This is a genomic window from Paenactinomyces guangxiensis (assembly GCF_016055185.1).
Classification (GTDB): domain Bacteria; phylum Bacillota; class Bacilli; order Thermoactinomycetales; family Thermoactinomycetaceae; genus Paenactinomyces; species Paenactinomyces guangxiensis.
Genome location: NZ_JAECVR010000008.1, coordinates 1 through 25,346, shown reverse-complemented (window position 1 = coordinate 25,346; position 25,346 = coordinate 1). Strand labels below are relative to the sequence as shown.

Annotated in this window: 23 protein-coding genes and 1 pseudogene; 11 read left to right on the top strand and 13 right to left on the bottom strand. The window is 46.0% G+C overall.

Annotated features, from left to right (window positions below; all coding sequences use genetic code 11):
* The first annotated feature begins 20 nt into the window (after window positions 1–20).
* Both I8U27_RS09295 and I8U27_RS09290 read left to right on the top strand, forming a co-directional pair.
* Window positions 21–5,216: a non-ribosomal peptide synthetase gene (locus I8U27_RS09295; protein ID WP_309506125.1), complete on the top strand. Its 5,196-nt coding sequence runs from the start codon at window positions 21–23 to the stop codon at window positions 5,214–5,216.
* A 163-nt stretch (window positions 5,217–5,379) separates the two neighbouring features.
* Window positions 5,380–6,156: a CPBP family intramembrane glutamic endopeptidase gene (locus I8U27_RS09290; RefSeq protein WP_181751857.1), complete on the top strand. Its 777-nt coding sequence runs from the start codon at window positions 5,380–5,382 to the stop codon at window positions 6,154–6,156.
* On the opposite strand, the gene I8U27_RS09285 is transcribed toward I8U27_RS09290, so the two are convergent.
* The 9 genes from I8U27_RS09285 to I8U27_RS09245 all read right to left on the bottom strand — a co-directional run bounded on the left by I8U27_RS09285 (window position 6,092) and on the right by I8U27_RS09245 (window position 14,240).
* Window positions 6,092–6,490 carry a hypothetical protein gene (locus tag I8U27_RS09285; RefSeq protein ID WP_181751858.1) on the bottom strand — a complete coding sequence of 133 codons (399 nt, stop codon included), beginning with the start codon at window positions 6,488–6,490 and terminating at the stop codon, window positions 6,092–6,094. The genes I8U27_RS09290 and I8U27_RS09285 overlap by 65 nt on opposite strands.
* A gap of 121 nt (window positions 6,491–6,611) precedes the next feature.
* A complete protein-coding gene (locus I8U27_RS09280; protein ID WP_181751859.1) occupies window positions 6,612–6,833 on the bottom strand; it encodes a hypothetical protein in 222 nt (73 codons plus the stop codon).
* Window positions 6,834–6,872: 39 nt separating this feature from the next.
* The gene (locus I8U27_RS21330) at window positions 6,873–7,247 is read right to left on the bottom strand and encodes a transposase (protein ID WP_181751860.1); all 375 of its coding nucleotides are present in this window, start codon (window positions 7,245–7,247) and stop codon (window positions 6,873–6,875) included.
* 222 nt (window positions 7,248–7,469) lie between these two features.
* A complete protein-coding gene (locus I8U27_RS09270) occupies window positions 7,470–8,372 on the bottom strand; it encodes a DUF1002 domain-containing protein (protein ID WP_232345342.1) in 903 nt (300 codons plus the stop codon).
* Window positions 8,373–8,610: 238 nt separating this feature from the next.
* Window positions 8,611–10,152 (bottom strand): fumarate hydratase, encoded by a 1,542-nt coding sequence (locus tag I8U27_RS09265; RefSeq protein ID WP_181751861.1) that lies wholly within the window; start codon window positions 10,150–10,152, stop codon window positions 8,611–8,613.
* Between the two features lie 99 nt (window positions 10,153–10,251).
* Window positions 10,252–10,857: a GNAT family N-acetyltransferase gene (locus tag I8U27_RS09260; RefSeq protein ID WP_181751862.1), complete on the bottom strand. Its 606-nt coding sequence runs from the start codon at window positions 10,855–10,857 to the stop codon at window positions 10,252–10,254.
* Window positions 10,858–11,059: 202 nt separating this feature from the next.
* A complete protein-coding gene (locus I8U27_RS09255; RefSeq protein ID WP_181751863.1) occupies window positions 11,060–11,326 on the bottom strand; it encodes a DNA alkylation repair protein in 267 nt (88 codons plus the stop codon).
* Between the two features lie 211 nt (window positions 11,327–11,537).
* The gene (locus I8U27_RS09250; RefSeq protein ID WP_181751864.1) at window positions 11,538–12,296 is read right to left on the bottom strand and encodes a hypothetical protein; all 759 of its coding nucleotides are present in this window, start codon (window positions 12,294–12,296) and stop codon (window positions 11,538–11,540) included.
* A 357-nt stretch (window positions 12,297–12,653) separates the two neighbouring features.
* The gene (locus tag I8U27_RS09245; RefSeq protein WP_181751865.1) at window positions 12,654–14,240 is read right to left on the bottom strand and encodes an alkaline phosphatase family protein; all 1,587 of its coding nucleotides are present in this window, start codon (window positions 14,238–14,240) and stop codon (window positions 12,654–12,656) included.
* 156 nt (window positions 14,241–14,396) lie between these two features.
* On the opposite strand from I8U27_RS09245, the gene I8U27_RS09240 reads away from it, so the two are divergent.
* The 7 genes from I8U27_RS09240 to I8U27_RS09210 all read left to right on the top strand — a co-directional run bounded on the left by I8U27_RS09240 (window position 14,397) and on the right by I8U27_RS09210 (window position 19,523).
* Window positions 14,397–15,596 carry a M24 family metallopeptidase gene (locus I8U27_RS09240; RefSeq protein WP_181751866.1) on the top strand — a complete coding sequence of 400 codons (1,200 nt, stop codon included), beginning with the start codon at window positions 14,397–14,399 and terminating at the stop codon, window positions 15,594–15,596.
* Between the two features lie 297 nt (window positions 15,597–15,893).
* Window positions 15,894–16,112 carry a helix-turn-helix domain-containing protein gene (locus tag I8U27_RS09235; RefSeq protein ID WP_124727022.1) on the top strand — a complete coding sequence of 73 codons (219 nt, stop codon included), beginning with the start codon at window positions 15,894–15,896 and terminating at the stop codon, window positions 16,110–16,112.
* Between the two features lie 237 nt (window positions 16,113–16,349).
* Window positions 16,350–16,808: a molybdopterin-dependent oxidoreductase gene (locus I8U27_RS09230; protein WP_181751867.1), complete on the top strand. Its 459-nt coding sequence runs from the start codon at window positions 16,350–16,352 to the stop codon at window positions 16,806–16,808.
* Window positions 16,805–17,437, top strand: a complete 633-nt coding sequence (locus tag I8U27_RS09225; protein ID WP_181751868.1) for a cytochrome b/b6 domain-containing protein — start codon at window positions 16,805–16,807, stop codon at window positions 17,435–17,437. Before I8U27_RS09230 ends, I8U27_RS09225 begins: the two co-directional genes overlap by 4 nt.
* Entirely contained in the window at window positions 17,406–18,122 is a 717-nt protein-coding gene (locus I8U27_RS09220; RefSeq protein ID WP_181751869.1) for a response regulator transcription factor, read from the top strand. Before I8U27_RS09225 ends, I8U27_RS09220 begins: the two co-directional genes overlap by 32 nt.
* Complete coding sequence (locus I8U27_RS09215; RefSeq protein WP_181751870.1) at window positions 18,119–19,192, top strand: sensor histidine kinase; 1,074 nt, start codon at window positions 18,119–18,121, stop codon at window positions 19,190–19,192. The genes I8U27_RS09220 and I8U27_RS09215 overlap by 4 nt, the downstream gene beginning before the upstream one ends.
* Window positions 19,193–19,280: 88 nt before the next feature.
* Entirely contained in the window at window positions 19,281–19,523 is a 243-nt protein-coding gene (locus tag I8U27_RS09210; protein WP_181751871.1) for a hypothetical protein, read from the top strand.
* A 303-nt stretch (window positions 19,524–19,826) separates the two neighbouring features.
* On the opposite strand, the gene I8U27_RS09205 is transcribed toward I8U27_RS09210, so the two are convergent.
* Window positions 19,827–20,171, bottom strand: coding sequence for a hypothetical protein (locus I8U27_RS09205; RefSeq protein WP_181751872.1), 345 nt, complete (start codon window positions 20,169–20,171; stop codon window positions 19,827–19,829).
* A 376-nt stretch (window positions 20,172–20,547) separates the two neighbouring features.
* Window positions 20,548–21,588 (bottom strand): LLM class flavin-dependent oxidoreductase, encoded by a 1,041-nt coding sequence (locus tag I8U27_RS09200; RefSeq protein WP_181751873.1) that lies wholly within the window; start codon window positions 21,586–21,588, stop codon window positions 20,548–20,550.
* Between the two features lie 255 nt (window positions 21,589–21,843).
* Here I8U27_RS09200 and I8U27_RS09195 point away from each other — a divergent pair, with 255 nt between their 5' ends.
* Window positions 21,844–22,434 (top strand): molybdopterin-dependent oxidoreductase, encoded by a 591-nt coding sequence (locus tag I8U27_RS09195; RefSeq protein WP_181751874.1) that lies wholly within the window; start codon window positions 21,844–21,846, stop codon window positions 22,432–22,434.
* Window positions 22,435–22,498: 64 nt separating this feature from the next.
* Here the strand turns inward: I8U27_RS09195 and I8U27_RS09190 are convergent, their stop codons facing one another.
* Both I8U27_RS09190 and I8U27_RS20595 read right to left on the bottom strand, forming a co-directional pair.
* Window positions 22,499–23,239, bottom strand: a complete 741-nt coding sequence (locus tag I8U27_RS09190) for a CAP domain-containing protein (protein WP_309506126.1) — start codon at window positions 23,237–23,239, stop codon at window positions 22,499–22,501.
* Between the two features lie 152 nt (window positions 23,240–23,391).
* Window positions 23,392–23,604, bottom strand: a complete 213-nt coding sequence (locus tag I8U27_RS20595; protein WP_181751875.1) for a cysteine-rich CWC family protein — start codon at window positions 23,602–23,604, stop codon at window positions 23,392–23,394.
* Window positions 23,605–23,910: 306 nt separating this feature from the next.
* On the opposite strand from I8U27_RS20595, the pseudogene I8U27_RS09180 reads away from it, so the two are divergent.
* Window positions 23,911–24,202: pseudogene (locus tag I8U27_RS09180) on the top strand (AIM24 family protein); the annotation flags it as partial.
* Between the last annotated feature and the right edge of the window lie 1,144 nt (window positions 24,203–25,346).

The following is a 25,346-nucleotide window of genomic DNA, read 5'->3' as shown; positions in this document are numbered from 1 at the left end:
TGGAGGTAACATGCTATGGAGTGAGTTCCAACACGTTTCCTGGCAAATCAACTGAAGCGGCGCCGCTTCAGCCAATTCCTCGCAATGATGATACGGGTCTCCCGTTGTCTTATGCTCAGCAGCGTTTATGGTTCTTTGACCGCTTGTTGCCCCAAAGTGCCATATACAACATTCCGGTCGCCTTCCAGCTTTATGGTGCGTTGCAAGGCGATTTGATCGAAAAAAGTTTAAATGAAATCATTAAACGGCATGAAGTATTGCGGACGACCTTTATCGAACAGGACGGACGGGCGATCCAGCTTGTTCATGACGACATGATCCTCTCGTTGGATACGCTTGATTTGCGTGATTTATCCGCATTGGAAAAAGAAAAGGAAGTAAAACGATTGGCGCAGGAAGATGCCGCCACAGCATTTGAATTGAGCCAGGGTCCGTTGATGCGTGCTCACTTGATCCAACTGGAGGAGAAAGAATTTGTCTTGCTTTTGAACATGCATCATATTGTCTCAGACGGCTATTCTATGGATATTTTTGTCGATGAATTAACTGCATTGTATGAATCCTTTAAAAAAGGGGAATCTCCCTCATTGCCCGGGCTTCCGATCCAGTATGCGGACTATGCCGTTTGGCAGCGGGAAACCCTTGAAGGTAAACTGCTGGAAAAGCAATTATCGTATTGGAAAAAGCAATTGAGCGGCAGCGAGCCGTTGCTGGCATTGCCGACTGACCGGCCTCGTCCGGCAGTGCAAACTTACGATGGAGCTCACTTATCGTTTACTATTCCAGATGACGTCGCTGCCAAATTGCGCGCTCTAAGCCGTCAAGAAGGCGTTACTCTATTCATGACGCTGATGGCCGCGTTCAAATGCCTGCTGTACCGTTACACGGGACAAAAGGATATCCTCGTGGGCACTCCTGTCGCAGGACGAACCTGCGAAGAGATTGAAGGGTTGATTGGATTTTTTGTCAACACGCTGGTTATACGTACGCAGGTGTCAGATGATTCCACGTTTTTGGAGTTGTTGGGCGGTATTCGTGAGACGGCATTGGACGCTTTTGCGAATCAGGAAATACCGTTTGAAAAGTTAGTAGATGAACTGCAAATTGAACGTAGTTTGAGCCGCTCACCACTGTTTCAGGTCATGTTCTCGTTGCAAAACGCCTCGACGGGCGTTCGCCAGCTGGACGAGATCTCCGTCAAACCTTTGGAATTCACCATGAATCAGACGGCTAAATTCGATTTGTCACTGACGATGATTGAAACTGAGAATGGTCTCAAGGGTGTATTTGAATACAGCACTGATCTGTTTGATAGCACCACGATGGAGCGAATGGCAGCCCATATGTCTACACTGCTTCAGTCAATTGCACAGCAGCCGAGACAAAACATTTCGGTTCTGCCGATCATGCACGACGAAGAAAAGAAACAGTTGTTAACGGAATGGAACCAGACGAGCGTGGATTATCCGCGCGGGAAAACCGTTCATCAGCTGTTTGCGGAAATGGCGGCACAGTGGCCGGACCGCCCGGCGGTCGTCGCCAGCGACGCGAACATCACGTATGCAGAACTGGACCGCCGCGCCAATCAGCTGGCGAATTACCTGCGGAAGCAGGGAGTCGGTTATGAAACCCCAGTGGGCATCTGCATGGAGCGCTCGGTGGAGATGTTCATCGGACTGCTCGGGATTTTGAAAGCGGGTGCGGCCTACGTTCCGATGGATCCGTCCTATCCGCAGGAACGGCTGGCCTTCATGATGCGGGATGCCCGCATGCCGGTTGTCCTCACCCAGGAAGATTTGAAGGTGAAACTTTCGCCGGAAGACGGCACCTTGATTTGCCTGGACCGTGACTGGCCGATGATCGCTGAGGAGAGCGAACGGGCTCCGGAGGAGGAAACGGCCGCAGAGCACCTCGCCTATGTGATCTACACCTCCGGCTCCACCGGCCTGCCCAAAGGGGTGGAAATCGAGCACGGCTCGCTTCTCAATCTGGTGGAGTGGCATCAACGAACCTATGGCGTAACCGTCGACAGCCGGGCCACACAAATGGCCGGTACGGCTTTTGACGCCTCCGTCTGGGAGATCTGGCCTTATCTGACTAAAGGTTCTACGCTGTTGCTGCCACCGGAAGAAATTCGTCTGGTTCCGGAGCAACTGCGGGATTGGCTGGTGGAATCAGGGGTGACCATCAGCTTCCTGCCAACCCCGCTGGCAGAGAGTATGCTGTCACTCGAATGGCCGGCGGATGCACCGCTTCGTTATTTGCTCACGGGCGGCGACAAATTGCACCACTATCCGTCGGAGGAGGTGCCGTTTACCCTTGTCAACCATTACGGACCGACGGAAAATACGGTAGTTGCCACGGCCGGCGTGGTGCCGGTTCAGGCGGGGCAGACGGCAGCGCCTTCCATCGGGCGGCCGATCGACAATGTGCAGGTGTACGTGCTTGACGAGCACATGCAGCCGGTACCGGTCGGCGTACCGGGCGAATTGTATATCAGCGGAAACAGTCTGGCGCGCGGCTATCTGAACCGGCCGGACTTAACCGCCGAACGATTCCTGCCCCATCCGTTCTCGGCCGAACCGGGCGCCCGTCTCTACAAAACAGGCGATGTGGTTCGCTATCTGCCGGATGGCAGCCTCGAGTTTATCGGTCGTGGCGACCACCAGACCAGCATCCGGGGCTTCCGCGTAGAACTGGGAGAAATCGAGACCGTGCTGTACGGTCATCCGGCCGTGCGGGAAACGGTGGTCCTGGCTCGTGAGGATGTACCCGGCATCAAACGGCTCGCCGCGTATCTGGTGACGGAGGAGGAGCAGGAGGTACAGGCAGACGATCTGCGTGCGTACCTGAAAGAAAAGCTGCCGGAATACATGGTGCCGTCGGCGTTTGTAATGATGGACCGTTTGCCGCTGACGCCAAATGGCAAAGTGGACCGCAGCGCTTTGCCGGTGCCGGATTATTCCCAAAAACCGGGTTCGGACGGGGGATTTGTGGCGCCAGAGACATTTGTCGAGAAAAAATTGGCAGAGATCTGGAGAGAGGTACTGGGAGTTGAAGAGGTCGGCATTCACGATAACTTCTTCGAACTCGGCGGCGATTCAATTTTGAGCATTCAGATCGTATCCAAGGCGAACCAGGCCGGTCTGCACCTGACACCGAAACAACTGTTTGAAAATCAGACCATTGCAGAGATTGCAGCTACCGTCATGGTTGACAACGCGTTGCGTGAAACAGTAGCTGAGCAAGGTGAGGTGACGGGCACTCTGCCGCTGACTCCGATTCAGCAGTGGTTTTTTGAGCAAGAGCTTGTCCATGTTGATCATTGGAACCAGTCTGTCATGCTCAAGTTGAACCAACCTTTGGATATTCCAATACTGGAACAGGCTTTGCACTGCATTCTGAAGCATCATGACGGACTGCGCCTGCGATTCCGACAGGTGGATGGAAAGCGTGAACAGTATAACGAAGGTTTGACGGATTCAGTTCCGCTGTGGGTGGAAAATCTTTCGGCTATGTCGGAAACCGAGCAGAAACACCGAATGGTCGAGGTAACCGACAAAGCCCAGGCAAGCCTGAGTCTTTCAGAAGGTCCCCTGATGAGAGCGGTATACTTCAAACTTGCCCCGGAGCATAAGGACCAGTTGTTTATAGCAATTCATCACCTGGCTGTCGATGGGGTGTCATGGCGGATCATTCTGGAGGATTTGCATAACCTGTGCCAGCAACTGAGATACAATCAGAAGGTGCAATTACCCGCAAAAACGACATCGTTCAAACAATGGGCCCATGCATTGGAGCAGTACGCGAAAACGGTTGACGTTGACGAATATTGGGTGGCAATTCAGCCAGAATCATTGCCTGTTCTCCTGGCTGACAATCCAGAAGGCTCCAATACGGAAGCGGATGTGGAACAGATTACCCTTTCATTGGACGCGGAAGAGACGAAAGCCCTGCTGCAAACAGTGCCTGCTGCATACCGGACGCAGATTAATGATGTTTTGTTAAGTGCTCTTACCAAAGTAATTTGCCGTTGGACCGGCAAAAAAACAATGTATCTCACTCTGGAGGGACATGGGCGCGAAGATATCATAGAGGGAATTGATTTGTCCCGTACGGTGGGATGGTTTACCAGCATGTACCCCGTTTTGCTTCAGCTGGATCATGGGAAGTCGTGGGGGGATACGCTGAAATCGGTGAAGGAACAGCTTCGCAGCATTCCCAACAAGGGCATCCCTTACGGTATATGCCGTTATCTCGGCGAAGATCAGGAGGGCATGGAGCGGCTCAAGTTGTTGCCGCAACCTCAGATCAGCTTTAACTACTTGGGACAATTTGACCAAGGACAATCGGAGCATTCGCTGTTTGAACTGATTCCAAACTGGTCTGTTTCCAATGTGAAGGGGGATGAGAAGCGGGCCCACCTGATTGACATCATTGGTTCGGTCACCAATGAACAACTGCAAGTAACTTGGATGTTCAGTAGAGATATATTCAAGTACAGCACATTGGAAGCTGTTGCCCTTGATTACATGGAGGCCTTGCGGGGGATTATTACCCATTGCCGTACAGAAGAAGCGGGGGGCTATACACCGTCGGACTTCCCGCTTGCCAAGCTCGGCCAGAGAAGCATTGACCGTCATCTGGGTTGTGATCATCAGATTGACGATGTGTATCCTTTGACCCCGCTTCAAGAAGGGATGTTATTCCACTCTCTGTACGCTCAAGAAGAGGGTGATTATGTTGTCCAACTCGTAATGAAATTGTCAAACGATCTGGATATTTCCGCCTTTGAACAGGCCTGGAAAAAAGTTGTGAATCGGCATGCCGTTTTACGCACTTCTTTCGTCTGGGAAGCGGTGGAAAAACCACACCAAATCGTTCACAAGCAGGTGGAAGTTTGCGTTGAACATCACGATTGGCGTCATGTCCCGATAGACCAACTGGAAGAGCGATTGCTGGTCTATCTCACGGAAGACCGAAAACGCAATTTTGACATCGTTCAGGCGCCGTTGATGCGTTGGGGATTGTTCCGGCTAAACGATGGGTACCGCTTTATCTGGAGTTTCCATAATGCCTTACTCGATGGATGGAGCGTTCCGTTAGTTCTCAAAGATTGGCAGATGTTTTACCGGGCCATTTACGAAGGAAAAGAAGCGAAACTGAAAAACGTTCCACCGTTTGCCTCTTATATCGCCTGGTTGCAACGGGTTTGAGCCAACGAAAGAAGTGACGATTGATCCCGTCACTAATGAAAAACGTCGCGTGTACTATAACCCCAATACGGGGGAACGTTACTATCGAATTGAAAAGCAATAGGGAGTGGCATTGTATGTTATCCTTCATGATATGTACGATGACTACACAGGGAGGATATAAATGAATAAGCAAAAAAATCTTCGGATTGTTTTCTTTTTTACAGGATTAGGGATCATAGCCGCTTTCGCTGTTATTCCTTATCAACTAAATCTGGTCGGAATGGATTCAGGCAAGAATCCTCCGTTGCCGCTGCCCTTGCTTTACTGGATGCTTGCTTTACAAACGGGAGCGATGGTATTTGTCGGGAGTTTCATTGGTCTCAAAATGGCGGCACGAGTAGGATTATCAACTCCAATTTTATCAAAATGGCTATACCAAAGACATAAACCTTCCTTTTCAACATCTTGGCTTTGCTTTTCCTTTTTGGGAGGAGCGTTGGGAGCACTCCTGATTGTTCTTATTGACAAGTTCATTTTTGTTCCCCATATCTCCCAGCTGGCGAAAGTAGAACCAAGTCCGTGGTGGAGCGGTCTGCTGACTATGTTATATGGTGGGATCGTTGAGGAGGTTTTAGCTCGGTTATTTGTCATGACATTGTTCGTATGGCTATTGGCACAGATAACCGGCAAAGAGCGGGGGAATATTCCGGCTGGTTTTTTTTGGCTGGGAATTTTTGCGGCGGCTCTCTTATTCGGATCCCTTCATTTACCAACAACCGAGCAAGCCTTTGGTGAGTTGACGCCCTTGATCGTGACGAGAGGATTGCTAATGAATGGATTATTAGGGATTTACTTTGGATATTTGTACTGGAAAAAAGGCTTGGAATACGCCATTATTGCACATATATCTGCTGACCTGTTTCTTCATGCCGTTTTTCCAAATGTCTTCTCTTCATAAATATTTTGCTTTTCGCACAAAAGATGGCAAAAAAACAATATTTTGTCGTCTTTTGTGCTTTGCTCGGTATAGGCGTAGTCCGTAGGGTGAAAGTCTGAATAGCGAAGATTGCATTAGCCGTTGATCGATGATTCAGACTAGGGTAAAGATTGCTCTGACGTTCTTCTAAATGGTCATATTTTTGATTATTATCAGGTTTTTTATCAGTTTGTTTATTTTTTTCATAATCACCGAAATTAGGATTGACTTTGGGGGCTTTTCGGCACCCAGTTATTGCAAAAGTACAGATTAATGAAACTGAAATAAATATAATTGAAAAGATACTCTTCTTCATAGAAGTCCCGCCTCTATATATTTATTTTCCATGCGTCAGGTCTAAAATTCCCGATCTGTATGAGTCGGACAGTTTTAACATGTTGACAGTGAAGAAGTGGAATGGACAGTCTATAGAAGAATTATATTTGTACGATTCCGATCATTGTATCAATACTGGCATGGGCGAGATAATGGAAGCCTTTCGGCTTCCCAGAACGGCTCATATAGCCTGCACTGGGGTCTGTCGAGCTTTTAATCACCGTTTTTTCGATTGGTTTGGAGGGTGAAGGCTTTCGACCGCGTACCTTGGCACCATTGCGCTTTTCCGCCCTCTTTTTGACGATATAGACGAATTTCCTCATCTAAACTTTCCAGGTAGGTAGCTGGCTGCTCATATACCTTTACGATTTTTCTGAAGCACATGCCTTGATATGGGTGGAGTCGGTCACTACTACCTCGCCATCTACAAGCCCAAGTTCTATACATTGAATAACTATTTGATCAAATATTTCTTGGAATACAGAGCTATCCTTGAATCGGCGACGCCGATTCTGACTAATAGTAGAATGATCAGGAATAGGATCTTCAATCGATAGCCCAAGAAACCACCGATACCCCAAATTCATCCTTACCTCTTCTTCGAGTCGACGCTCTGACTTAATCCCGTACAAATAACCCAGAAGGAGCATCTTGATAAGAAGTGCTGGGTCTACCGATTTCCTCCCTCTTTCAGAATAAAGGTGGCTAACCTTTTCATAGATGAAATTAAAAGTCAACTACATCATTGATCTGACGAAGAAGATGGTCTTTGGGAACAAAATCTTCCAGATTAAAATATACGAACTGACCTTGTCGGCTCTCCATTTTACCCATTGTCATAGATTACTCCTCCAAACAAATAATGACTGACTCTGCATTTTATTCGACAGAGTCAGCCATTAATCATGCTTTTACCTTTAATTTGTCAACAGCCCCATCTTTGCAGGGGGATTGCTATTTCACTGGCGGGAGGAAGAAGAGGTGAAGAAGTCACCGATTGCGCTGAAGAGGTCTCCAAACCATTCCAGGATACTATCAATGATTCCCTGAGTTTGCTCATCATTGAGGATTTTGTTGATATCCCCGCGAAGGCTTTCAAATTGTGCGCTCAGCTGGTCCCAGTCGATATTTAATTCAGAGAAGTTTTGTGAGAATTGAACCAATTGGTTAATTGTTTGTTCGTTCAAGTTAATGTTATACTCATTGGATACGTTAATGATAATATCTTTGTATTCCTCTTGGGTTTTTGGTTGCTCTTTGGCAACTTCTTCCTTAACCCGGTTCATAAATTGAGCCGCTTTGTTGGGATCGCCGATCTGCTCGGCAATTTCAGAGGTGCGCACGATTTCTTCGTTTGCGACTTGTTTTTTGTTTTCATCGATTTTTTGCCCGGTCGCTGTTTCAAATGCTTTAATAATACCAGTCAAACCGGCGGTACCGGAAACTTTAAACGGTGCGGTTACGTAAATGTCGGCATCTTTAATCCCGGCTGTAATCGCAGCATTGGCGTACATGCTGGGAGTGATGGTGGTAATGTTTTTGGTGTTAACAGAGATCCCTTTTCCACTGTCTGCCAGCACAATTTTTGCGGATGAGATCGCGCGTGTCCCAATCGTTGCTTTGCTGATATATTTGCCCAGATACTGATGCTCTTCCTCGTTTGTGACCTCAATGATCTTGACATCGCTGGGGACTTGCATTTCTTGGAGGATACTGTCACGTTGTGTTCCGGTTAAGTCTTTTCCCAAAGTTACTACTGTTTCGCCAACAACGGCATCGGCAGAAGCGATTGACGGCATCAGAATGGAGACAGCAGTAAAAGCAGCAAGGACAAAGATGCCAATTTTTTTCCAGCTTTTCATCGGCAATGAAACCCCCTTTTTAGTAAAGACGCGAAAGATTCCCGATAAGTTTCAAACGTATGTTTTGAAGATTTGATGACAAAGGAAAAGTTATGGTGGTCGATGGGGCATGAGCAGGCGTCTGAAGCTTATCAACGGGATATACCAAATTTTATTTTATCGTTTCTTTGTGCTCCTGTGAACAGTAAAAAAGTAGGGAATTAGTGAAATGGTTCCCTACTTTTATCCCCGTTTATCGTTATTTAAAAACCGGCTCTTGTAATTCAGCCAGTTTTTCCAGCGATGATTTCTCCACATCTTCATGAAGGCTGTTACCATGCGAATCCATGGTGACAATGGCGGCAAATCCTTTTACATGCAAGTGCCACATCGCTTCAGGAATACCAAATTCTATCAAGTCAACACCCTCTACTTTGGTGATGCAGTCTGCGTAGTATTGGGCGGCCCCGCCGATGGCGTTAAGATAGACAGCTCCGTGTTCCTTTAAGCCTTGCAGTGTTTTTTGACCCATGCCGCCTTTCCCGATCACGGCACGGATCCCAAATTTCTTGATAATGTCAGCTTGATAGGGCTCTTCACGGATGCTGGTGGTTGGGCCTGCCGCCTTTACTTCCCAGTTTCCGTTTTGATCCCGCAGCATGACAGGACCACAGTGGTAGATGACACCTCCCTCAAGGTTAACAGGTGCATCGTGATCCATCAGGTATTTGTGCAGGGCGTCACGGCCGGTGTGGATGTAACCGTTTAGGATAACAACGTCTCCCACTTTCAGCTCACGAATTTGCTCTTCAGTGATCGGTGTGGTCAACTCGATTTGCCGTGAGCCTTCGGGGTGCTTTGCTACGGAAATTTTTTCCTCTGTTTGTTGAACACCGGCAGGAGTTTCTTCTTTGTAGAGCCAGTCAACAATCTCTCCGGTCCGGGGATCAATGGAAACTCCTTGACGCCGAAAAGCCCAGCAATTATAGGCAACTGAGACAAAAAAGCTGGCCGGAATTCGGTTGATTGCTCCGATTTTGCAGCCCAGGAGAGTCGTGTTTCCCCCGAAGCCCATCGTGCCGATACTTAAGGTGTTCGCTTTTTCCATCACGTATTCTTCCAGTTTCGCCAGATCCGGATTAGGATTGGTATCAGTCACTTTGCGGAACAATTGCTTTTTCGCCAGTTCATAGCCGGTTGTACGGTCACCTCCGATTCCGACACCGATAAATCCTGCACTGCATCCCTGTCCCTGCGCTTGATAAACGCTGTGCATGATACATTTGCGAATCCCGTCCAGATCCCGTCCGGCGCGTCCAAGCCCTTCCAGTTCGCAGGGGAGGCTGTACTGAATGTTTTTGTTTTCACATCCGCCGCCTTTCAGAATGAGGCGCACTTCGATCTTTTCTTTCTCCCATTGTTCATAGTGGATAACCGGAGTTCCTTCACCCAGATTATCCCCGCTGTTTTCTCCGGTCAATGAATCTACGGAGTTTGGACGCAGTTTCCCCAGCCTGGTAGCTTCTGCCACTGCTTCTTTAATGGCGGCGGTCATCTCAATCTGGTTGACTCCGACAGGCACATATATTTTAAAAGTAAGCATTCCGGTATCCTGACAGATGGGGGAGACGTTTTCCTCTGCCATGTCAATATTGCGGGAAATTGTCGTCAATGCCAGGGCGGCACGAGTGCCCGCATCTTCTTTTTCCTTCGCGGTGCGGATCGCCTGGCGTACGTCAGGAGGTAAGTTGGTTGATGTTTCAGTGATCAGTTGTAATATGGAATCTTTAAATGCCTTCATATGAAACCCCTCTTTGTGTACGGATTATAAAACAATGATTCTTTTTACCATTATAATTACTTAAGCAAGGGCCGCGGCTGCTGAACAATATTTCATCCGTCATCGCTCAGGAACCTCGCCGCTTTGTGATAGAAAACTTTCTAATTTCCTTTTGATCGCCGGCCACTCCTCGTCAATGATGGAGTAATAGACGGCGTCCCTGATATATCCATTATACAATATTCGTTCGTTTCGCAGGGTCCCTTCTTTGACAGCCCCCAATCTCTCGATTGCTTTTTGCGCACGGAGATTGCGGGAGTCTGTTTTGATTTGTACGCGAAGGGCATGCAATTTCTCAAAGCTATGCCGCAGTAAAAGGTATTTGCACTCTGTGTTGACGGGGGAACGCCAAACCCTGGGAGTGTACCAGGTGGAGCCGATTTCCAGACTGCGGTTTTGCCGGGAGACGTTAAGAAATCTGGTGCTTCCAATCACTTCATCACTTTCTTGATCAATAACCACAAAGGGCAGTTCCAATCCCTTTTCCTTTTGAGCCAACGCATGAGTAATGATTTTTTCCATATCTTCCGGATTGTTCATCGGACTTGTCATATAGGTCCATATCTCAGGATGGTTCCCGGCCCTGAAGAGGGCTTCTGTGTGATACGGTTCCAACGGAATCAGACGAACCCGGTTCCCTTTTAGTTCAACGGGTGTAATTTGCATGTTCTCTCCACCTTTTTATCGTATTTTGTAAAATGGTAATCTACTTTGAAGATTGAAGCAATCACTCTGGGACCCAAATATGAGCTTAGCCCGGCGTTGCAACAGGGAAGTTAAGAAGTTGTAAAATATGAAAATAGTTATCCCGGATTTTGTGTATATCCAAATAAATACGCCTTACTTTTGGAAGTAAGGCGTCGGATAACTAGATGTTGGGAAAGACGTCCGCTTTTAAATGATTTCGTTTGGCATTAAGGATGAACCGCTCTTCGGACTCAACGATGCCACAGACTCCGCATTGCACCCGATATTTTTCACCGCGGTACGGATGCTGGAACGGGTCCGAAGGGTCAACACGTCCTATAATTTCGCCAGTTTTGGCATCTTTTTTAACTGATTGTACCACCTGCTCAATGATGTTAAAACGGCTTCGGTTGGTTCCGCAGGCGGGGCACAGATAAGGAAATGACATCAAAGACACCTCCATCTGTTATATTTCCCAAAGGTGCTCAATGTCATGTTCTGTTGAGAAAAGTAATTATGAAACACCGCGGATTAAAATACTCAAAACTGACTGAGAACGAGAGCAAATAACTTGTAACCAAATATTGTCCGGGCAGGAGAAAAAAGCACCGACAGACTGCGCCTGACATTGGACACATAAATAGAAGCAGGCAAATCGGTTAAGGATTTGCCTGTTCATCATCTTCAGCAAATTCTGGTTCTGTCAGCTGTTCATATTGATTTTTAATCTGTTGAAAGTGTTCACGGATTTGCGTTTTGGTCCACCCCTGCCGGGTAAAGAGCAACAGGTAGTCCAGGAGCAGCGGTGACCAATTGATGTTCATCGCAGCCTGTGTGAATGCATGGGCGGCAATTTCTCTTGTACGGCGAATTCCTCTTTTGTAGACGAAAGGTCCCCATTTTTTAATCCTTGTTTTGGGGAGCGAGCGGTCTGTGCGGCCGAATTTTTTTTCTTCCAGATGGTGAAACCATTCATGATACAGATGGAGGACAATAATATCCTTTTCATCAACAGACTCGTCAATCTCCTGAAAGAAGCTTTTGATTTGTACAAGTGAGGGCCGATATATTTCTATGGTCGATTTTTTTTCCAGATATTGAGCACGAATCCATTGGTCCGAAGGGTGTGTGTTTACAAAGTTTACACGCACGCCCTGTTTGAGAAGTATATTGATAAACTCTTTCAAACTGAAATCATTGGCATATCTTTGTGCAGCATCCTGTCCAAATTGGATCGCTTTTTCTATATAGAAAGGAATTTGTTCTTTAGGGATAAATGGAAAATAGTTATCCTGCTTCAGTTCCATAAATCCGAGCAAGACAGGGTTGAGTACCGGCCAGCTTCTTTCCAGAGAAACATATTTAAGGCGTTTGCTTTTCGTGTCAGAAGGCTTCTTACTCGTCGCTAAGACTTTCATAGGCTTTCCTCGTTTCGGCATTTTTTAATTCACTTGTATGACGATTTCAGCTTGGCCCATTCCAAATTTGATATAGAAACATACCACACAACCCGGGAAGAAAGTTTGAATCATGCCGTGAAACAAAAATCCGGGGAGCCACCCTTTTGGCGACCCACCCAGCGGAAAAAACGGAACAAGGGATAAAGCGAGGCAACTCTTCCTTGTACTGGCTTCCTTGCCGAATGCCTGACGCCCCTTGTGCAGTTTTTGGAGCGGCCGCTTTTACTTACTTGCAGGGCGCCGATCGGGAGCGAGACAGTATTCTGCCTTACCCTGGTACACACATTCACGGAAAAAGAAGGTACAGCTGGCGATTCAGTGATGCGTATGTACTTCTTTGTGATCCGGAGAGAGCAGTTGCAGAATCCAATTTTTAAAGTCAATCAGGCGTAAATGCTCCGGTCGGCTTTCCGTACCGGAAACGATCATGGGGACCAAAGAATCGGCCTGATGCAAGGAGCCGTGTGAAGCCCCTTTATGTGTGGGGGAACTTTCACCCACCATCTCGTAACCTGGTTCGCAGGTGACCACGATGACCCGTTTGGCTGTATCCATCACTCCGGATAAACGGGCTAAAACATCGGGGTACATTCCATATTGAATTCGCTTCTCATCCCTTACAGTAAGGTCGAGAATGGACAAATCGCCGTTTAGTTTCCAGGATTGTTCATAGGGATCAGCCTTGTCACCACCGGGACGGAATTCCAGTTTTCCTTTTCTTTTCCCGCTTACCACTTGGATTGATCCGTTTTCTTTCCAGGCAATAATGTCCAACCGGTGTTCACGGCGCAGCTGGTCAACCATTTCCCTGATTGAAAGCCGTTCATCCATAGGATAAATATAAGCCATTCGCTCATTGACACAGAGCACGATTTGGTCTTGAGGCAAGGGCTTTTTTCGTTTTAAAGGCATAATCGAATATTTGTTTAATACTTTTCTCAGGTCAATATAAGCTTGCTGCCGGTCTTTGACCAGATCTGCCTGACCGCTGTCACCCAGGATGATAAAGGTGACATGTTGAATCGCTTCTTCCCAGGAGGGGAAAGCATCCAATATAGCCTGCAGCTCTTTATCTGCCTTTCTAATCCCCGCAGTTGCGGAAGCTCCTTTTTTATGGACAACATCATCGTTTTTGGGAAAATAAGCAATCGTGAACAGAGGAAGCCGGTTCTGTTTAATTAAGGAGACAATCTCCATTCTGGCAAATGTGTCATTGATTCCATAGCGGAACCAGGGTTGATCATGCCCGCTGTTCGGATCAATTTTAGAAAAGGTGCCAAATGAAAAAAGATCTGGCCCAATCGTTTCCACTTGATCCGGAATCACACCGGCTGCCACTGGAAGCCAGGGAGATTTAAGGATATGTTTTTTCTTTCCACGGTAAATCATCGCATTGACGGAAGCGGTTGGTCTATCTACAGCTTCATGAATGGTTTGTACGTCTTTGCTTAAAAATTGTTGATTCAGGTTTTGCATGCCGTCTTTAACCACCGTCTTTAAACCGACAGCAAAGGCTTCGCGCAGACCGGTACCAAAGTTAACCAGCCGGTTTTGCTCGGGGTGAAAGTAAGATAATCCAAAGATCTTGTGCTGATTGGGCAAAGTTCCGGTTAACAGGGTACTGTCAATTGAGACAGACATTGTTGGGAATCCGGAAACCACTCGCGGATAGTAATATCCGTTTTGTGTAAGAAACTTCATCGCCGGGGTATGGCCGTCTTTAATGGCTTTCTGTAAAGGGGCATCCATCAAGGAATCGATCACAATCATCATTACCGGCCGGGGGGAGGCTGGTGAAATGGTTAACGGTTTAACCTCTGCTTTGTCGGGCTTAAAAGTTTGAGCTACAAAGATTCCGATTACAATGAGAGCAATAATGGCAAACATCATCTTGGGTTGCATCCGTTCCATCCTCTTTTCATGTGCTAATTCTATCATTGCACAGAGGTTTTTTATTTATACTAAAGAGGAGGTGCAGGAAGAAAAGGATTTCAACCCTTCTGTCGAGAAAACAGAGGGGAACGGGATTCTTCGACTACAGAAAGGAATGAATGCCTCATGCATCAACTGCCAAAAGTGCCAGCAACTGAAGTGGAAAACAGAATCAACAAATTTCAAAAAACACTGCAGCAGTTTGAATTGGACGGAGCACTTATCACACAAAACGTAGATATCTATTATTTGACCGGCAGCATGCAAAATGGAGTGCTGTTTGTTCCGGCATCCGGACAGCCCCGGTTTTATGTGAAAAAAAGTGTTTCCAGAGCAGAGGTGGAAGCTTCTGTTCCTGTCGAGGCGATGGGCAGAATAAAAGAACTGGGCAAAAAGATTCAGTCCCGATTTGGGCAGGTCAAAAAAATAGGCATTGAGATGGATGTACTCCCATATGGTTTGGCAATTCGTTACTTAAGCATGTTTCCGGACGGGGAGCCTGTGGATATCTCTTTCCCGCTTCGCCTGCAGCGGGCGGTAAAATCAGACTATGAACTGGAACAATTGCGGGTCGCTGCATCACGGGTGAATGAGATTGTTGCCTTGTTGCCGGAAATCATTCGCCCCGGGATGAGTGAGGCAGAATTGGCGGCAAAAATTGAATATAAACTTCATTTACATGGGAATCCGGGTATATATCGCATGCGCGGCTATAATCAGGAACTCTCATTGGGAGTTGTAGCATCAGGGTCCGCGGCAGCCACACCTACTTATTTTGACGGCCCCGCAGGAGGACTGGGCCTTACAACCGCCAGTCCGCAAGGGGCAAGCCATGAAACGATTGCTGCCGGGGAGCCGATTTTGGTAGATATTAGTATGGTAAATGAGGGATATATCGTTGATCAAACACGCATTGCCGTGATCGGGGAACTGGATCAAGAGCTGGAAAGTGCCTATGAGCTGACGAGAAAAATCCTAAAAGAAGCAGAGACAATGGGAAAACCGGGAGTCCCCTGGAAATTTTTGTATGCCAGAGCGCTTGAAATGGTGGAAGAGGCTGGCTTAACCGAACACTTTATGGGTTACGGCCAAGACCGGGCCAAGTTTCTGGGGCATGGTGTCGGGCTGGAATTTGATGAGCTGCCTGTCCTGGCCACAGCTTTTGACCAGCCGCTTGAGACAGGAATGGTCATCGCGATTGAGCCAAAATTCACCTTCCCGGGCCGTGGCGTTGTGGGAATTGAAAATACCTATCTGGTAACGGAAAATGGTTTGGAGCCCATTACCTTTGCCAGCGAAGAATTGATCCGGATTCCGGCGGGATAATAAAAAAACTTGTATATGGAGTCTTTTGGAATCTGCCGCCCTTCTTTACAGTTAACGGGTCTGGTGTCTTTTCCACGGGGAGTTGCCGCATCCTAGCGTAATAAAACCTTATGGAACCTAACACCTTCCCTCTGCATAGGATGTGAAAGCATAGTGGAGAAGGACTGAAAAATCCATCGAAAATGAAGCCTATTTTTCCTCTTATATTTCACCACGACGGAAGCCCGTTCATACTATAACTTGACTGGTCCCTGACCCTCGTGTTCTAAGTGCTCGAGCAAGGAAGGGTGGCACAATTTGAATAACCAAAAAGGCAAACCCTTGTTGACCAACCGGGAGAGGGAAGTGTTTGAATTACTGGTTCAAGACAAAACTACTAAAGAAATTGCCCAACAGTTATTTATCAGCGAAAAAACGGTCCGTAATCATATTTCCAATGTGATGCAGAAACTCAACGTCAAAGGAAGGTCGCAAGCCGTCGTTGAATTGGTGCGTTTGGGTGAGTTGAAAATATAGTGTATACGTGACCCTGCCGTGTAATGTGGAGCCGGCAGGGATTTTTGTTTTGTGGTGTTAAGTTAACTACATGTTTTCTTGAGGTCTTATGGGATAAGTACAGTTTACATCATTTTAGAATTGTTTTGAGGAGTTTGTTACGGATCTTGCCAAAAGAGTTGGAAGGGAAACCTCCAGCTCTTTTAGTTTGCCTCATGAGAGATTTTGTGGGGTTGGGAGCAGTGTTTCAAATTTGAATTGGCAAATGTCGATGGATTAGTTGAACACCCGGTTCAGTGGACATTTGCCGATCTGAAGGAAAAGCTGACAGAAGTAGAACAAATCTCTGATTTTCATTGTGTAGAAGGTTGGGGAGTGAAAAACGTGCGTTGGACAGGGGTTCGGCTCCGGGAATTGATCGAAACAGTGAAACCAAAACGGGAAACATCTCATGTCACCTTCTATTCCCTGGGCGGTGTATACACCGAAAGTCTAACCCTTTCCGAAGCATCTGAAGAACAAACGCTGTTGGCTTACGGTCTGTACGGCAAAGAATTACCATCGCAGCAAGGGTATCCGCTGCGAGTGATCATTCCCCGCATGTACGGTTATAAAGGAGCTAAGTGGCTGCATCGCATCGAATTTACTGACTATCAACATTTAGGATATTGGGAACAGTACGGCTATAATGTAGATGGAGTGACTCCTCCACGATGAAATGGATGACGCGTTTTAACCTGCAGGAACAAATCTTGCACTGGGTGGTAGTCTTTTTGTTTTTAATTCTGCTCACCACTGGATTATGTCTTTACGTGGATTGGATGAGGTCCCAGTTGGGGAGCATACGATATTTCGTCCGGACAATACACCATTATGCAGGATTATCGCTGATGATCATCCCTCTCCTATTTATCGCAGTTTGGCACAAATCATTAGCCGCTTTTTTGCGTGAGATGACTCATTGGAGACAAGTAGAACTTGATTGGTTAAAGGGAAAAACGAAACAGGCGCATAAATTTAACGGGGGTCAAAAGCTAAATTTCCTATTGGTGACCATCTGGATGATCGGTTTAGCAAGCACGGGATTTTTCATCTGGCAGCAGCAATTCATCTCAAATGAAACCAGGGAGTTTCTCTACTCCTGGCATCGATTGCTTTTTTATCTACTCACGATTCAAGTAAGCGGTCACGTATTTTTGGCAACCCTCTATAAACCAACGCGTCATGCGTTATTCGGTATCATTTGTGGTAAAGTGAAAAGAAGTTGGGCCAGTAAGCACCATTCCCTTTGGTTAAAGGAGGGGAGGAAAGAAGATGCAAATGCGGATTTTAATCGTGGAAGATGATACGAACATCCAGGATGTTTGCCGTCGTTATTTGGAGCAAGAAGGATATGAAGTGTATACGGCAACTGATGGCCTGGAGGGCTGGGAGCTCTATCGAAGGACGACCCCTTCTTTGTTGATACTCGATTTGATGATGCCCAAAAAAGACGGCTGGAGCCTGTGTGAGGAAATTCGCCAGGAATCCGATATTCCCATCATTATGTTAACAGCGCGCGGGGAAGAGCGAGATCGGTTGATGGGACTGACGATTGGCGCAGATGATTATCTTACCAAACCGTTTTCTCCCCGCGAATTGGTGTTGCGGGTTCGGGCCATCTTGCGTCGCAGAAATTGGATGAAACCACATACAGACAACAGGGAAAACCAGAAGCTGAAATTTGAAGGGCTTCTCATTGATCCACAGGCGAGGCGCGTTTTTGTAAATGGAAATAGAATTGATTTGACCCTTAAAGAATTTGAACTGCTCTATTTAATGGCCAAGAGGCCCGGACAAGTCTTTTCACGGATGCAACTGCTGGACCTTGTCTGGGGTTCCCAATATGAAAGCGATGCCAACACGGTGACTGTGCAAATCAGCCGGCTGCGAGAGAAAATTGAAGTAAATCCTTCTGAACCTTACTGGATTCATACGGTGTGGGGGATCGGGTACCGGTTTGAACCGGGAGGGGGAGGAGTTTCTCTGTGAGATTGCGTACACAACTGTTAATCATCAACCTTATCAGTCTTTCTGTATTACTTATTGCCCTGGTTTACAGCTATCGACAAATGTTGCTGACGTTAGAGCAAACAAAATGGCTCACACTTTTTACGATGGCAGCAGGTGCTGTTTCTGCAGTCTCCTATTGGCTAATGACGAAGCCCATCATCCGATCGCTTATCCGTTTGATTCGGGTGACAGAACAGATGGCAGAACGGCAATTTCTAACGAGTGAAATCGAAGAAACGGGCCCGCTGGAACTTCGGCAGTTGGCCCGCTCGTTTCTCAACATGAGCAAACGGCTGCAATCCAGTTTTGAACAATTAAAGCAAAGCGAAAGGGCACACAGAGAATTGGTAGCCAATGTATCCCATGATTTGCGCACGCCTCTCTCTTCCATCCAATCCTTTGTCGAAGCGTTGCAAGATCAAGTCCTTAAAGATCCTGACACCCTTCATCAGTATCTGTCCACGATCCGATCAGAAACAAAAAGATTGAACGTGATGATTGACGATTTGTTTGAATTATCATTGCTCGAAGCTGGTCAACAAACGTTTACCCCTATTCCTTCTTATCTCGATCAATTACTGATCGAAGTCTTGGATAGTCATGCTTTACTTCTTCGCGAAAAAAAACTGCAGTTGGACGTCAATGTCGACAGCAATTTACCCCGTTTGCCGATCATGCCGCATAAAATTGCCCGTGTCATCAGCAACCTGTTACAAAACGCGATTCGCTATTCTCCCATCGGTGGAACTATTCAGTTGGAAGCCCGGTTGATTCAGGAAAAAAAAGAAGTAGAAATCCGTCTTCGCGACCAGGGTGACGGAATTCCGGAAAAAGAACGGTCTAGGGTTTTTGAACGGTTTTATCGAACCGACCAATCGCGTAACCGAGAATCGGGCGGTGCCGGTCTGGGTTTGGCCATCGCCCGTTCACTCGTTGAGTTACACCATGGGACGATTGGTGTTCGTCCACCGCTTGACGGAAGGCGTGGCAGCGAGTTTTGGTTTCGCCTCCCTCTTCAGCAGCCTTACAAAGATGATAGTAAACTGTAAGAGTTATGTAAGGGTTTCGTTCGAGAAATGTTAGCCTCTTTCGCTAAGATGAATCCTGAACATAGACGAATGGAGGGAGAAAACAAAATTGAAAATGAAAAAATGGAAACTGATAATGTTGTCTGCATTTGTGGGGACGAGTTTGCTGGCCGCAGGATGTTCAGACACCAATGGTCAACCGGCTGAGCAAAAAATGGATGACAGCAAGATGATGGATGAAAACATGGACGATAAAAAAATGGATAACAGCAAGATGATGGATGAAAACATGGACGATAAAAAAATGGATGACAGCAAGATGATGGACGAAAACATGGACGATAAAAAATAGACGCCAGCAAATGATGAATAACAAAAATGGACCGTGAACACGAAAACTGTTTTATGCTAAGGCTACCATAAGCTTTGACTCCTAAAGATGAGTGGTGCCAGACAATACATCCCATTCTTGTATCATGGTTTGCGAATGTAACAGATCACCAATGTGATGCAGAGAAGATCAACGTTCAAGAAGGTCACAAGCCGCCGTTGAATTGTGCGTTTGGGTGAGTTGAAAATATATTGTACGTGACCCTGCTAGTTTTGTGGTGTCAAGTTTAGCCAAATGTTTGCTTGAAGTCTTAACCCCCTGGACTTACTGAAACAGTTTTTCCGTCCAGGGGAAATATTTCTGCCACCACGGCATGTGGGAAACCAGACGGAATGTTCGCTTGGCCGTTAACCGGTTATCGCGGAATAAGCGGATGATGTAAGTTCCGTCTTTCCATTGTTCCACAGGAAGGGGAATAAATAAACCGGTTCCGTTAAATTCAATCTTGTCTTCAAATACAGGTTCTCCGGATCTTGGGGCAATTTCCATACGGTAGACAGGGTTTTTCCCTTTTTGACTCGAGCCGACCGAAAAATGGACGCTGACCTCAAAATCTTTCTTGAGAAACTCCATCCGTTCATTATCGTAGTATTCATCTCCTTGCAACATCATGGTTTGACCGTGATAACCCAGGGATATGCGGTCACCTTGAGCATTATAAGATGAAAACTGAAAGAATAGACATTCCCAAAAAAAGCGCGATAAAGTGGTAAAATCGTTTCAAAAATACCTCCTTTCTCTATGGTAACGTACAAAGCCTCTAAAAAATTGAACGCCATCCTTTCTCATAGTAACAGAGAAAAGATGGCGTTTGGTTATGAATCTTTCGATATAACATGTATTTTCGCTTTATGTGCAGCAGAACCGCTGTCACCTTACCCATCTGGAATCCTTTGCGCTTGTCTCTGGAAGAAAAGCGGGCTGATTTACATTTTTAGGGCATGTCATTATGGATTGGTTCGCCGGAAATTGATCAGATCAGCTGTTATAAGCAGGGTTCTGCCTGTTTGGCAATTTCGGCCACAATCTCATAGGAATGAAGACGCGCCTGGTGATCAAAAATCTGGGCATTTATCATGATCTCGTCTGCTTGAGTATCCGTTAAAAATTTCTGCAGTTTTTCTTTAACAGTCTCAGGGGCACCGATGATGGAGGAGCTAAGCTGCTGCTTCACGGCTGCCTTCTCGTATTCGCTCCAGAGGTCATCCATATTTTCCACTGGTGGCTGCAGCGGCTCTCGCTTATTCCGAACTAAGTTCAGGAATTGTTGTTGCATTGAGGTTGCCAGCCACTGCGCCTCTTCATCCGTATCGGCGGCAATAATATTTACCCCGACCATGGCGTATGGCTCATCAAGCACCTCTGACGGACTGAAGTGACTGCGGTATAAATCCAGAGCCGTCTGTGTGTAATGAGGGGAGAAATGGCTGGCAAAGGCAAAGGGAAGACCGAGCTGTGCGGCCAGTTGAGCACTAAAACCACTTGAACCTAACAGCCAGATCGGAATATTCAGCCCTTCACCCGGAATTGCCCTTACGTGCATTCTTCCAGAAGCTAAAGAAGGGTTAAAGTAGGCACGCAGTTCAGCTAATTGCTCAGGGAAATCCTCTCCATCGCTTCTGCGGTCCCGCCTGAGAGCACGCGCGGTAAGATGATCTGTCCCCGGTGCGCGGCCAAGGCCAAGATCAATACGTCCGGGAAACAGGGATTCAAGTGTTCCGAACTGTTCAGCAATGACCAGGGGAGCATGATTGGGCAGCATGATTCCACCGGAGCCTACTCGGATTGTTGAAGTACCGGCTGCCACATAGCCAATGACGACGGATGTTGCCGAGCTGGCAATACCGGGCATGTTATGGTGTTCCGCCAGCCAGTATCTGTGATAACCCCACTTTTCGGCATGGCGAGCAAGATCAAGGGTATTTCGTAAAGAATCGGAGGGAGTACCGCCAACGACAATAGGGGAAAGATCAAGTACTGAAACAGGAATATCACTAAGTTGGTTTGTGTTTTTATCTATAGACATTTTTTCATCTTCTTTCTTTATAATGGCGAGTGCTTATATTTTATCAATTGTTTTGTTTTGTTTCAAAATAGAACAAGTTAATTGCTAAAACCTGTGCATGGTTTGAATAATGTAAACTAATAATAGTATTATGTAATCCAAACTGTGCATAAACAAATTCCGGTATTGTTCCGGGTTGGAAATGATTTGCAGAATTTGGTTTCTATCGCTTGCGGCGCAAACGGAGTATCAAGTTATAAGAAAGGATGAAGCAAGATGGGAAACCGGCTGCCTCCTGGACAATTTGAAACAGAAAAATGGCCCATCCTGCACCAGGGAGATGTTTACGAATTTAACGAAGCTACATGGGATTTTAGATTATTTGGTGAAGTGAAAGAAGAAATATCCCTATCATATGAGGAAATAATGAAGCTGCCAAAAACGGTGTCGACAGTTGATATGCATTGTGTGACTACATGGTCAAAATTTGCTACTACGTTTGAGGGAATTGCATTCCGTGATTTAATGAAAATAGTTGCAATAAATGAGAATGTAAAATATGTTAAAATATACGGCTACTATAACGGTGACAGATTCGGATATTCGGCTAATTTGCCTCTTGACGCACTGTTAGGAGATGATGCCTTGTTTGTTTACCGATGGAAGGATCAAAATCATGAGTGGCAGGATATTACCCCCAAACATGGCTATCCCTTACGATTTATTCCGCCCGCCACGTTCTATTTATGGAAAGGTACAAAGTGGGCTTCGGGAATTCGATTTATGAAAGAAGATGAAGCAGGTTTTTGGGAAGAATTGGGCTATTCAATGACGGCTAACCCTTTTAAAGAAGAACGCTACCGCTGAATCGGGATACATAGAAACAGGCAGCTCCCTCTGAGGAAGTTGAGAGGGAGCTGCCTGTTTGGTCTTATTTCCCGATGAATTCTTGTACCCAGTAGTTTCCGTCTTTTACATAGCCCACACCGATATAATTGAAATCTTTGCTCAAGATATTTTCACGGTGCCCTTTACTGTTCATCCAGTCATTTACCACTTCTTGCGGGCTGGGTTGTCCCATTGCAATATTTTCACCTGCGGCGTTGTACCGGATTTCGTACTGATTCATCATGTCAAACGGGGAGCCGTAGGTTGGGCTGTTGTGGTCGAAATAGTTTTTATCATGCATATCCTGTGCTTTGTCACGCGCCATTTTACTCAATTTCAGATCCACTTTAAGCGCAGGCAATCCGTATTTGGCCCGCTCTTTATTGGTGAGATCCACTACTTGTTGTTCGTATTCACTGAGTGTGTAACTGGTTTGTTGTTGCCCGGGAGCTGTTGGGCGGGATGGTGTTTGGTTTACTGTTTGCTTTGGAGCCGGTTGTTTTTCGGGATAAGGTTGTTTTTTTGTTGTTGCCGGTTGCGGTTGAACCGGTTGTTGCTGGATTTTGGTCAGTTCTGGGAAATCCAAACGGATTCCGTATTTTTCAAGAAGTATGTTAAGATTCAAATCCTTCAGAACTTCCTGGATGTGGGTGCGATAGGAAGAGGAGACCGGTTGATTTGCCGTCCCGGGATCCTGCTTTCCTTCAGCAAATGCACTAAGCGGACTTGTGACGACCAATGCTCCCGCAATGGCCAATGAAGTCAAAAAGCGACGATTTTTCACAGAATCACCCTCCTAGTAGTTTAGTTCAACCATTCTGGTGAACTTTACTCTATTAGAGGGTAACATAAGTTGAGAGTTTATTAAGTAGAAATAATTGGAAGTGAATGAAACAGAATGGAAATTGCATACAATAACAGCCTTGATCAATGTCTTTACAAAGAGTTTTGAGCCTTAAATTTCTCCAGGCAGCCTTTGCATATGCATGATTGTTTCAATGCATGGGCCGGTACCAGTTCAAATATTTCCCAGGGAAAGATCTCTTTGCTGCACCAGCAGGTTCCTTGCGGTTTATCAGCAAGATTGCCACAGTTGTTATCTTTGCCACAGATGGGACAGTTTGCGGGATTAGTTGTTCCCTCGGTCACGTTTTACCCTCGCTTCTTATTGTCTTTTCTCACATTATAGCATTGGAAAGAAGTTCAACAGGCTGCCATATACGGGAATATTTTAAAATAGACTGCTTTTGTTTTAACGGCATTTTGTATTTAGGTAGCTTCATTTATTGAAGGAGGAAAATGAATCTTTATTGATGAAAAATAAAAAATGTACTGTTGTTTGATCAACAGATCAATAGGATGAAGATGATATAACCTTCGCCAAAATCGGAAAGCGGGGTTGAGTATCATCTTTGCCACGCTTTTCTGCTGAATTCAAGTCGGAGGAGAATGATTATGAGCAGATATTCTATTGATGAATTTATGAAACAAACCGCTCAAAAAGACAAGGGAGAAGGGTTTTTTGAATTAGAAAATCCAAGGACATTGGAAGTAAACCTGAATGGACAGGTATGGGCTAAGATGGGATCTATGATTGCCTATAACGGAAACATCAAATTTAAACGGGATAAAACGGTCATTATCCGGTGAGGGGACTGACCTCATGAAAGCTGAGGGTACCGGAAAATGGTATCTGGCAGACAATGGGAAGAAAATATCTATTCTGCAACTGCAAGCAGACAAAATCGAACGGTTGATTTTCAGGATTCATTACCGTCGTTTATTTATAAAAGATTAGACGAATGTTTAGGTGAGTGGCATATAGTTTGTACGTTTCCCCTTCCATCGAATTTGAAGGCAGGGATTTTTATTAATACCCAATGCACGCATTCTGTGCAATAATTTTGTGTCTCGTTAATCGGTAAACATTTTCCAATAATTTTTCTGGCATACTCTGAACATAAAATTGTTAAATAATACAATGGTAAGATTTGAAACTGGTAGCGGCTCGGAGATGAATACTCAACGGGAAGGTAATGTAATTCTAACTTCGGTGAAATGTTTCCTGTTATAGTCCGTAGCGAAGGAGGAGGACACGTGAAACTTTCCAGCTCACAGCTGTTCTGGATAATGTTTAGCATTCAGGCCTATAATGCGCTTAACCCCGCTCTCCGAAACAGGATGCATGGATTGCTGTGATGCTGGGTGCAGTGCTGACCCTTGCTGTAGGCCGAAGTGGTGGGGCCGATTTTCCTTCTCGATCGTTGTTACTGTTGATGGTAGGCCGTATACGAAAACGGAATGTTGAAGCCCCTAGATAGCATCCTGCCCGTTAAAATTTGGGTTTAGGATAGCAGGTTCTTTTTAGGGGTGTTTCCTTCTAACCGTGCATACAAGTTTCCCGTACACGGGATATTAAATATAGTATGGATTTCCGATTCGGGAAAATCTAAGCTCCAATGCAAAAGGGCACGGTGGTGTCCCCGCCAATTGTGAGGGAGAGAATTCAAGCGTAGTCGGCACTCCCTGCGAATTGATTGGTTTGGTACACGCCGGGATATTGAAGGTGTGTGTCATAGTTACTCACTTAATTGAAACGGGAATGATTCATGTCAATGACCAGCCCGTCAACATGAACTGTTGTGCTAAAGAGAGAAAGACTCGGACTTGGTTGTTTTGGGTGAAGCGGGCATTGAATAAGTTCATAACGGTAAAATGGGTTTCCGTGCAGGAAAAGATCATGCTTATCATTTTTTTAACGATTAGGTTTTTACATTCACAACAAGTACAAACAGTCCTGCGGTAATATGTCAAGCCATTGAAACAGGGAAATTGGAAATTATAAAGCCCCTGTTATCTAAAAAAGGCAAAACTTAAGAAACCCAGTCTAG